This is a genomic window from Pontibacterium sp. (assembly GCF_964228735.1).
Classification (GTDB): Bacteria; Pseudomonadota; Gammaproteobacteria; order Pseudomonadales; family Balneatricaceae; genus Pontibacterium.
Window position 1 is genome coordinate 1 of the sequence record NZ_CAXRBQ010000091.1, and the last position, 10,385, is coordinate 10,385.

The 10,385-nt window shown below is 55.6% G+C and carries 9 protein-coding genes; 1 reads left to right on the forward strand and 8 read right to left on the reverse strand.

The genetic code is table 11. The features are described 5' to 3' along the window. The first annotated feature begins 154 nt into the window (after positions 1-154). Positions 155-772: a YceI family protein gene (locus ACEQ15_RS10725; protein WP_370279182.1), complete on the forward strand. Its 618-nt coding sequence runs from the start codon at positions 155-157 to the stop codon at positions 770-772. 8 nt (positions 773-780) lie between these two features. On the opposite strand, the gene rlmB is transcribed toward ACEQ15_RS10725, so the two are convergent. The 8 genes from rlmB to ACEQ15_RS10765 all read right to left on the reverse strand — a co-directional run. Beyond that, positions 781-1,521, reverse strand: a complete 741-nt coding sequence (gene rlmB / locus ACEQ15_RS10730; RefSeq protein WP_370279183.1) for a 23S rRNA (guanosine(2251)-2'-O)-methyltransferase RlmB — start codon at positions 1,519-1,521, stop codon at positions 781-783. 2 nt (positions 1,522-1,523) lie between these two features. Then, a complete protein-coding gene (gene hemH / locus ACEQ15_RS10735; protein WP_370279184.1) occupies positions 1,524-2,534 on the reverse strand; it encodes a ferrochelatase in 1,011 nt (336 codons plus the stop codon). A gap of 139 nt (positions 2,535-2,673) precedes the next feature. Then, positions 2,674-3,330, reverse strand: a complete 657-nt coding sequence (adk, locus tag ACEQ15_RS10740) for an adenylate kinase (RefSeq protein ID WP_370279185.1) — start codon at positions 3,328-3,330, stop codon at positions 2,674-2,676. A 338-nt stretch (positions 3,331-3,668) separates the two neighbouring features. Further along, positions 3,669-6,281 (reverse strand): phosphoenolpyruvate carboxylase, encoded by a 2,613-nt coding sequence (gene ppc, locus ACEQ15_RS10745; RefSeq protein WP_370279187.1) that lies wholly within the window; start codon positions 6,279-6,281, stop codon positions 3,669-3,671. A 257-nt stretch (positions 6,282-6,538) separates the two neighbouring features. Next, entirely contained in the window at positions 6,539-6,916 is a 378-nt protein-coding gene (locus ACEQ15_RS10750; RefSeq protein WP_370279189.1) for a hypothetical protein, read from the reverse strand. A gap of 11 nt (positions 6,917-6,927) precedes the next feature. Continuing rightward, positions 6,928-7,749 carry a nucleoside triphosphate pyrophosphohydrolase gene (mazG, locus tag ACEQ15_RS10755; protein WP_370279190.1) on the reverse strand — a complete coding sequence of 274 codons (822 nt, stop codon included), beginning with the start codon at positions 7,747-7,749 and terminating at the stop codon, positions 6,928-6,930. After that, entirely contained in the window at positions 7,749-10,010 is a 2,262-nt protein-coding gene (gene relA, locus ACEQ15_RS10760; protein ID WP_370279191.1) for a GTP diphosphokinase, read from the reverse strand. The genes mazG and relA overlap by 1 nt, the downstream gene beginning before the upstream one ends. Before the next feature lie 120 nt (positions 10,011-10,130). Beyond that, positions 10,131-10,385: hypothetical protein (locus ACEQ15_RS10765; RefSeq protein ID WP_370279192.1), on the reverse strand; the 255-nt coding region annotated here is incomplete at its 5' end.

A 10,385-nucleotide genomic window follows, 5' to 3' on the forward strand; every position in this document is an offset into this window, starting at 1 on the left:
GCCGAACACGCCTATAGCGTAAAGAACACACCCGCGAAATAAATCCGGAACCTGCCACTCTGAGTGAACAGCCGCTCGGCAGCACGAACTAAATCCACGGCGCCTAGTCTGAACGTTCGTAGGAGTTTTACGCAAACACGGAGGACAGTCAGTTATGCGTCTGTTTAAGCTTTTCGGCGGTGCGCTGTTGATCAGCCTGTTACTTGGCGGCTGCGGTGCGCTGGTAACACCGGACAAGACCGATCAGATCAGTGCGCTAAAACCCGGCGCCTACCAGATCGACCCTCAACACAGCACGTTGCTGTTCAAGATTGAACATCTGGGACTATCGACTTATGTGGGACGCTTCAACGATTTCAGCGCCAGTCTGGAGTTTGACCCGGCTAACATTGAGGCTACGCAACTGGACGCGCGGGTGGACACCACAAGCGTAGATGTGGACGACAGCATTGTTGAGGGCACCCTGCAGAACAGTGACTGGTTTCACAGCGAACAGTTTCCGCAGGCCGCTTTCACCAGCACCGCCATCAAACCGCTGGGTGATAACCGCTTTGTCTTCACCGGTGACCTGACGTTGCGCGGTGTCACCAAGAGCGTCAGCTTTCAGGGGCGTTTTAATGGCGGTGCAACCAACCTGCTGACCCGCAGGTACACACTGGGCTTCACCGCCAGTGGCACGTTAAACCGCACCGATTTTGGTATCGACCGCTATACCGCACTTGTCGGTGAAGAGGTCGAGCTTGAGTTCTACGCTGAATTCCAGCGTCAGTGATCCAGCAATTAACTGGAACGCTGACGCACCGCTTCAAACAGGCACACACCGGTCGCAACCGATACGTTAAGGCTGCTCACCTCACCCGCCATCGGAATCTTCACCAGCTGATCGCAGTGTTCCCGGGTCAGGCGACGCATGCCTTTGCCTTCTGCACCCATTACCAGCGCCATCGGACCGGTCAGGTTGGACTGATATACGTCCAGGTCGGTCTCACCGGCAGTACCGGTGATCCAGATCCCCCGCTCCTGCAACGCTTTCAGAGTACGTGCCAGGTTGGTCACCTGCACGTACGGCACCGCTTCCGCAGCACCACAGGCTACCTTAGCCACCGTTGCATTCAATGGGGCGGACTTGTCCTTCGGCGCAATCACAGCGTGTACACCGGCCGCATCGGCGGTACGCAGGCAAGCACCCAGGTTATGCGGATCGGTCACGCCGTCCAGTACCAGCAGGAACGGTTGTTCATCGAGATTGTCGAGCATCTGCTCCAGCTGTTTTTCGTTGTGGGAGCGGATCGGCTCACACTCCACCAGCACGCCCTGATGTACACCGTTGCTGGTCAGTTCATCCAGCTCCTGGCGGCTCAGCCACTTGACGCGGATACCCTGCTGTTGAGCCAGTTCCAGCACCTGCTGGATACGTTCGTCTTTGCGGCCTTTCTGGGCGCACATGGAACGGATACGCTTCGCATCACGTTTCAGTGCAGTTTTAACCGCGTGGATACCGAACAGAATTTCGTTTTGCAATCTTATCGCTCCTGAACCCAGTCACCGGCCTGTTCTGCAACCAGCTCGGCAAGCAGGGTGATGAATCCGGCGGAGGCGTTCAACGCCGGAATATAGGCGTAGGCATCGCCCCCTGCCTCTTTAAAGACATCGCGGTTTTCTATCGCAATCTCTTCCAGTGTTTCCAGGCAGTCCGCCGAAAATGCCGGACATGCCACTTGTATGTTTTTCACACCCTGCCCTGGTAGCTTTTCCAGGGTTTTGTCGGTGTAAGGCTGCAACCACTCTTTAGGGCCAAAACGGGACTGGAAGGTGGTGATCCAGTCGTTTTCATTGAGGCCCAACGCGTCCGCCAGCAACTCGGAGGTACGGTGACACTGCTGTGGGTATGGATCGCCCTTGTCGGCGTACTCTTTCGGGATACCGTGGTAGGACAGCATCAGCTTATCGGCACTGCCGTGTTGCTCGCGGAAATCGCGGATACTACCTGCCAGCGCTTTGATGTAGGCCGGGTGATCGTAATAGGACTTTACAATCCGGATATCCATCACTTCGCGCTGTGCCATCTGGAACTTAGCCACCTGATCGTAGATCGGTGCCGTAGTCGTGGCCGAGTACTGTGGATAAAGCGGCACAATCAACAACTGGCTGTAACCGTTCTTCGCCAGTTCCGGCAGCAGATGGCTCAGCCCCGGCTGACCGTAGGTCATGGCCGAATACACTTCCGGGGCGCTGTCGGCAAAACATTCCTGCAGCACCAGCTTCAACTCGGAGACCTGCTGGTTGAGGATCTTACGCATCGGCGAGTCATCCTCCCAGATCGACGCGTAGGCCTTAGCCACACGTCCAGGACGCACATTGAGGATGATCCCTTTCAGCACTGCCAACCACAGCAACCGGCGCAGGCCATTGCCCTCGACCACACGACGGTCGGAAAGAAATTCGTTCAGGTAGCGGCGTACGGCTCCGGCTTCAGCTTTGTCCGGGGTACCCAGGTTGGCCAGTATGATGGCTGTTTTCTGCTGTGTGCGCATGTTCTTGGCAGTCCTATCCATTCAGGGGGCTGATTATACGTGAAAACAGCGTCTTCGGTGCACCGATTGCACGGCAGATGACAGGCATAAAAAAACCGCGCTAAATAGCGCGGTTTTTATCGATCATGGGTATCGTAATTTACGCACCCAGACCTTCAAATACTTTGTCACGAATATCGTCTACGGAACCGACACCCGGTACGTATACGTACTTAGGCGCAGTCGCAGCGTCTTCTTCGTTCCAGCCTTTGTAGTAGCTGATCAGTGGCGCAGTCTGGTCGTGGTAAACCTTCAGGCGGTCACGTACGGTTTCTTCGTTGTCGTCAGCGCGCTGTACCAGGTCTTCACCGGTAACGTCGTCTTTGCCTTCAACCTTAGGTGGATTGAACACTACGTGGTAGGTACGACCGGAACCCGGGTGTACACGACGACCGCTCATACGCTTAACGATCTCTTCGTCAGCTACGTCGATCTCAACCACAGCGTCGATTGCTACGCCTGCGTCCTTCAGGGCATCAGCCTGAGGGATGGTGCGTGGGAAGCCGTCAAACAGGAATCCCTTTTCGCAATCCGCTTCAGCGATACGCTCTTTAACCAGACCGATGATGATGTCGTCAGACACCAGCTGGCCCGCATCCATCACTTCTTTAGCTTTTACACCCAGTGGAGTGCCAGCTTTTACTGCGGCGCGCAGCATGTCACCGGTAGAGATCTGCGGAATGCCGTACTTCTCGGTGATGTATTGAGCCTGGGTACCTTTACCAGCGCCCGGTGCGCCCAGAAGAATGATACGCATACAGGAAAACTCCTAAGTCCAAAATTAATAATCGTTATAAATATAAAACTGCTGTCCGCCCCGTTTTAGTGCCACCGGGCAGAGAAAATTCTTTCTGAAACTGAATATCAGATTACACCTGAACAGGACAATACCACGCACCCTAACCCGAACAATAAGACGTTAGGACTAACACACTTATCCACACAGCCTGTTCACAAAAAGGTTATTGAGATTACGTTAAAGGGGGAAATCGCTCAAGCTTTCTGTCATTTCATCGTCGTTTTATAACGTTTTAGAGGACGCAAAACAGGCGCCAACGCGCCTGTTTTCCTCGTGCCAGCAGTCAACCTGGTAACCTAGCCGGTGTTGCGCATACCGGCAGAAATACCCGCCATGGTCACCATCAACGCCTGCTCCAGACGTTTGTCCGGCTGGGTGCGGTCACGGTTCAGCAGCTCTGCCTGCAATACGTGCAGCGGATCAATATACGGGTTTCGCACATCGATCGACTGACGAATCACCGGCAGCTCCACCAGCAACTGGTCCTGCTGCTTGATCTCGTTCACCAGATCGATGGTGCGCTGTAAGCGACTGCGCAGGCTGGAACCCAGTACCCGCAGCTCTTCCGATACCAGCTGATGATCGTAGTAAGCTGAGACCTGTGGATCACTTTTCGCCAGTACCATCTCCAGCATGTTGAGATAGGAGCGGAAGAACGGCCAATCCTTGTACATGGTACGCAACAGCTTCGCCTGCCCACCCTCAACGGCATTACCCAGAGCGGTGTCGGAACCCAGCCATGCCGGCAGCATCAAACGGATCTGTGTCCAGGCAAAGATCCATGGAATCGCACGCAGGCTTTCCACGCCACCGTCCTGACGGCGCTTGGCCGGTCGAGAACCCAATGGCAGCTTGGCCAGCTCCTGCTCCGGTGTCGCCGCTCGGAAGTAGGGTACAAATTGCGGATCGTTGCGTACCACATCGCGGTAGGACTTCAGACCGTGTTGCGCCATCTGCTCCATCTGCTGGCGCCACATCTGCTCCGGTGCCGGAGACGGGTCCAGTGTCGCTTCCAGCACCGCCCCCACATACAGCTCCAGGTTACGCACAGCGATCTCGGGGATGCCAAACTTGAAGCGAATCATTTCGCCCTGTTCGGTCACACGCAGGCTACGATCCACTGAACCCGGCGGCTGCGACAGGATTGCCGTATGGCTCGGACCGCCACCACGACCCACCGTACCACCACGACCGTGGAACAGGGTCAGGTGAATACCACGTTCCTTACAGAGTTCGGTCAGCCCCTCCTGCGCCTTAAACTGCCCCCAGGCCGCCGCTAGCTGGCCCGCATCCTTGGAGCTGTCGGAGTAACCGATCATCACCTCCTGGTGACCTTCGGTGTACTGTTTGTACCAATCCACATCCAGCAACGCGGCGATACAGTCGCGGGCGTTATCCAGATCAGCGAGGGTTTCAAATAGCGGTACCACCCGCATATTGTGGCCGATGCCCATATCCCGCAGCAGCAGAATCACCGAGAGTACATCGGATGGGCTGCTGGCCATGGAGATAACGTAGGAACCCAGATTGTTCGGCTCGGCTTCCGCTACCACACGGCAGGTATCCAATACCTCCTGCACCTCAGGCGATGGTTGCCAGTCACGCGGGAAGAGCGGCCGACGGCTCTGCAGTTCTTTCAGCAGGAAGTTCTGACGCCCCTCCTCTGTCCAACCGTTATAGGAACCCAGGCCGTAGAACTGTGCCAGCTCTTCAAATACCTGTGCGTGACGGTCGGAGCTTTGACGGATATCCAGCTTAACCAGCGAAGTTCCAAAGCAGGCCACACGTCGGATAATGTCTTCCAGCGCCCCCTCGGCGATGATCGACATGCCACAATCCACCAGCGATTGGTGGCACAACATCAACGGTTCCATCAGCTCTTCGCTGCTGTTGTAGATCGGCACATGAGGCAGCGGCTGCCCTTTCAGGCGGGCAAAGATCCAGTCCTTGGTGTTGGACAGTTTAGTGCGCACATCCGCCAGCAGCTCACGGTACGGTTCAGCACAATCGTGACCCACCCGGTTGCGCAACGCTTCACTGGCTTTGGCCATCGACAGTTCCGCCCGCAGGGCATCCACATCGCGGAAGTAGAGATCTGCCGCCATCCAGCGGGAAAGCAGCAACACCTCTTCGGTGACCTTGGCGGTGACATTCGGGTTGCCGTCACGGTCGCCGCCCATCCAGGAGGCAAAACGGATCGGTGCAGCATCCAGTGGCAATCGCTCACCCAGGGTTTCATCGAGCTGAGCGTCCAGACGTTTGAGGAATTGCGGAATCGCCTGCCAGAGCGAGTTTTCGATCACGGCGAAGCCCCATTTCGCTTCCTCCACCGGGGTTGGACGCTGCTGGCGGATCTCGTCGGTGTGCCAGATCTGGCTGATCAGTTCATTGAGGCGATGCTCGGCACTCTCGCCCTGATCCAGACGACGCAGGCAGTCCGCAACCCCGTCATATTTCTGGATCAGGGTACGGCGGTTCACCTCGGTTGGGTGGGCGGTCAGGACCAGATCCACCTGCATCTCGCTGAGAGTTTCAGCCACGGTTTTGGCGTTAAAACCACGCTGACGCAGACGGGCGAACAGGCTGCAAAGGGAATCCGGCGTGCAGACGTCGGTGATCTCCAGGCGGCGACGCACCCGGTGGTGTTCTTCGGCGATATTCGCCAGGTTGAGGAACTGCGTAAATGCCCGTGCGACCGGCAGGACTTCGTCGTAGCTAAGGTTGTTCAACACCTCCAGCAACTCGTCACGTGCCGCTTCATCGTGGTCGCGCGCATCTTTGGCCAGCTTTCGAATCTGCTCGACCTTCTCCAGGAATGCATCTCCCCGATGATCGCTGATCGTTCGTCCCAGACTTTCGCCCAGGGAGCGTACGTTCTCTCGCAGGGCTTCGTGTAGATCAGACATCATGTACCTCCGCAAACAGTCCTAAAAGTGCCGGATGCAGAGTGTTCATCCAGTGGTCCGGCGGAACTCTACACCCGTAAATATCTAGATACTTGTGCTTTGATTAGTAACCAACATACACCCTTTGTTCCACAAATCAAAAACTTAAGGGCGTAAAACCGGTTATAGAAGAGACTGCCAGTTCGTTATGACAAGCAGGTAACAGAAATGAAACAGGCCCTGAAAAGGGCCTGTAAAAGATGGAGGTCAGGGTAGAAAACTTACTGCAGAATGTTCTGCAACTGTGCCTGCTTTTCCTTCGCCAGCCACTCGTTTTCATATTTGATTTTGGTGGTCGCGGCACCGTTAAAGCTAATTTCCAGCCGGTAGTTTTCATCGGTCTGGACGCCCTGATCAAAGCGCAGCTCAACGTTTGCCACCTGATCAAAGCCGTAACGCTGGAATCCTTTGGCCGTGACTACTGCCAGCTCTCGTGCTTGGCTGTCCACCAGCAAATTAGGCTGTCCCTTGAGATCGTCGGAGATGTTAAAGCCCTGCTTCTGCAGCGCGGCCAACTGGTTCTGGCTGGCTTTCCAGTTAAAGAACGCCAGTCCGGCCAGCACAACAACGATCAGGATAAACCACTGAATTCCACCCACAACTCTACTCCTTACAGCCCTTTGGCTTTCGCTTCGTTCCAGAACGCATCCAACTCATACAGGCTGTATTGCTCCCAGTCTCGCTCAGAGGCATTCACCTGTGCTTCGATATGGCCAAAGCGACGTTCAAACTTCTGGTTGGTGCCACGCAGTGCGGTTTCAGGGTTCACGCCCAAGTGACGGGCAAGATTAACTTGTGCAAACAGCATATCCCCCATCTCGTCAGCAATCTCTTCCTGCCGGCCTTCACGGATCGCTTCGCGCAGTTCGTCGATCTCCTCGGCGATCTTGTCGAGCACCGGTATTGGATCGTTCCAGTCAAACCCCACCTGACTGGCCCGCTTCTGCAGCTTCTGCGCCCGGCTTAGCGCCGGCAGCGAGCGTGGGATATCGTCCAGCACGCCGGTGCGCGCCTTACCGTCACGCTCCTGCTGCTTGATCGCTTCCCAGTTGGCCTTGATCTGCGCTTCGTCGATGCTTGCCCCGCTGCGTTCGGAACGCAGGGTGCCTCCCGGGAACACATGGGGATGGCGACGCACCAGCTTTTCGATCAGATTGCTGACGATGGCGTTGAAGTCAAAGTGCTGCGCTTCATCATCGATCTCGTCGCCCAGTTGGGCGTAGAAGATCACCTGGAACAGCAGATCGCCTAACTCATCCTTCAGATGCGCCCAGTCCTGCCGCTCGATGGTATCGGCGACTTCGTACGCTTCTTCCAGGGTATGCGGCACGATACTGGCAAAATCCTGCTTGAGATCCCAAGGACAACCGCTCTCGGGATCTCGCAGGCGCTGCATCAGGTAGATCAGGTCGTCGATGTTGTACTGAGCCATCAGAGGTTAAACCCACTGCGCTGGCGGTGTACATCGATGACGTTAGGCACCTGGTTGATCTTGTCCATGACGCGACCCAACAGTTCCAGACCAGCAATCTCCACCGTGATGGTTAGAGTTGCGGTATTGTGGTTTTTGTCGGTCACAGTATTGGCAGCGGTCACGTTGATATTGTCCTCCGCCAACAGGATCATCACGTCACGCAGCAGACCGGAGCGGTCGTAAGCTTCGATGTACACATCCACCGGATAGGTGCTTTCACCTTCGCGGCCCCAGTCTACCTCGATCACACGCTGACCTTCGTTCTCACGCAGCTGCATCAGGTTCGGACAATCTTCGCGGTGTACCGACACGCCACGTCCGACAGTGATGTACCCGGCAATGCGATCACCCGGTACCGGCTTACAACAGCTGGCCATGGTGGTCATCAGGTTGCCAACACCGGAGATGCGGATATCACTCTGTCCGGTAGGCATGCGATCGTCAGTCGGCAATGCCAGATCGAGCTGTTCATCCGGATGGGCTTTTTCAACCTGACGCTGGGCGGCATTGATGATCTGCGACAAACGCACATCACCGGCCCCCAGTGCGGCAAACAGATCTTCCGGCGTTTTAAAGTTCAGCTCGGCAGCCATCACCTCGAAGCTGATCTCGTCCTGCACCAGAGCCAGACGTTTGAACTCGCGCGAGATAATCTTGAAGCCCGCCGCAGCGTTCTTCTCTTTATCCTGCTGCTTGAACCAGTGTGCCACCTTCGCCCGCGCACGGGAGGAGGTCACAAAGCCCAGGTTCGGGTTCAGCCAATCGCGGCGTGGACGCTCTTCGTTGATGGTCAGGATCTCGACCTGATCACCGGTACGCAGGCGACGGTTCAGCGGTACGATGCGGCCATTAACCTTGGCGCCACGGCAGCGGTGGCCAATTTCAGTATGCACACGGTAGGCAAAATCCACCGGCGTAGAACCCTGCGGCATATCAATCACGTGACCGTCCGGGGTAAAGATGTACACCCGGTCCTGCACGATATCGCCACGCAACATTTCGCCAAACGCTTCGCTCTCGCCCAGATCGTCATGCCATTCAAGAACCTGACGCAACCAGGCGATCTTGTCTTCGTAGGCATCACTCTTGGATTTGGTATCGGTGCCCTTGTACAGGTGGTGAGCACATACCCCCAGTTCCGCTTCCTCGTGCATCTCACGGGTACGGATCTGGATCTCCAGCACCTTGCCCTCCGGTCCGAACACCGCGGTATGCAGGGAACGGTAGCCGTTAGGTTTTGGTGAAGCGATGTAGTCGTCAAATTCGTGTGGAATGTTTTTCCACTGGCCGTGCACGATACCCAGGACGGCGTAACAATCTTTAATCTCCGGCACCAGAATACGCACCGCCCTCACGTCATACACCTGACTGAAGTCGATGTTCTTGCGCTGCATTTTGCGCCAGATACTGTAGATATGTTTCGCGCGCCCGTTCACCTCGCCGTCGATATTGTTTTCATGCAAACGACGCAGCAGAAGGTCCACGACCTGATCGATAAACTGCTGACGGTCGAGACGTTTCTCATCCAGCAGCTTGGCGATGTTTTTGTAGTCGTTGGGCTTGAGGTAGCGGAAAGAGAGGTCTTCCAGTTCCCACTTGATATGACCGATACCCAGACGGTGAGCCAGCGGTGCGTAGATATCGAACACTTCCCGCGCAACCAGGTAACGCTTTTTACGGGAACCGTTTTTCACTGCACGGATAGCGCAGGTACGCTCGGCGATCTTGATCAGGGCCACACGCACGTCGTCGATCATGGCCACCAGCATCTTACGCAGGTTGTCCATGTGGGTGGCACCACCCAGGACGTTGTCTTCGGCACGGGGATTCTTGATGCTGCCGATCGCAGCCATCTGGCGCACGCCATCAACCAGTCGGGCAACCTCTTTGCCAAACTGCTTGCGCACCAATTCGATCGACAGTTTACCCTCGCGCACGGAGCGATACAGAATGGCCGCTACAAGGGTGGGCTGATCCTGCTGCAACTCGGCGAGGATCTGCGTCATCTCCAGACCGGTCAGGTAACTGCCGGGAGAGTGATCGGACCAGACATCCTCTTCTGTTCCTACACGCTCGAACGCGGCTTTCGCCACTTCGCACGCGCGACGTATTTCTTCTATATCTTCGATCTCAACCTGCTCGCCCAAACGCTCGAGCCAGAGATCAAGATCGACAGTCCCATCCTGACGGATAGGATGATCTTCTCGAACCTTTACCATGGCAAATTGCCACTCCTTTTTTATACAACTCTGCCGTGAAGCAACGGTTTTTTATTCTTATTAAACAGAGCGGGTACCAAATTCCGCATACACGTTATAACGGCAAGCACCCACACCCACTCAACATGCGGGTTGGGCGCACATTCTAGACCTTAAGACAGACAATCGCGAGCAAGTTCCATTCACTTCGCCTTTATCTTTGACCTTGGACAGACAAAAAAGGGAGCCCAAGGCCACTGCTGTCCCATAGTTTGGGATAAATAAGAAAGCCTGAATCCATGTGAGTAAAATGAGTGTGCGAGCAAGCACTTTAATCACAAAGGATTCAGGCTTTGTCACATCATAACACCGCGTTTCATCAGTTGCTGCAGCCCC

Bases quoted from the DNA above. Each gene is read 5' to 3' on its own strand.
- ACEQ15_RS10725 (WP_370279182.1), top strand. From the start codon at position 155: ATGCGTCTGTTTAAGCTTTTCGGCGGTGCGCTGTTGATCAGCCTGTTA.
- hemH (WP_370279184.1), bottom strand. From the start codon at position 2,534: ATGCGCACACAGCAGAAAACAGCCATCATACTGGCCAACCTGGGTACC.
- adk (WP_370279185.1), bottom strand. From the start codon at position 3,330: ATGCGTATCATTCTTCTGGGCGCACCGGGCGCTGGTAAAGGTACCCAG.
- ppc (WP_370279187.1), bottom strand. From the start codon at position 6,281: ATGATGTCTGATCTACACGAAGCCCTGCGAGAGAACGTACGCTCCCTG.
- mazG (WP_370279190.1), bottom strand. From the start codon at position 7,749: ATGGCTCAGTACAACATCGACGACCTGATCTACCTGATGCAGCGCCTG.
- relA (WP_370279191.1), bottom strand. From the start codon at position 10,010: ATGGTAAAGGTTCGAGAAGATCATCCTATCCGTCAGGATGGGACTGTC.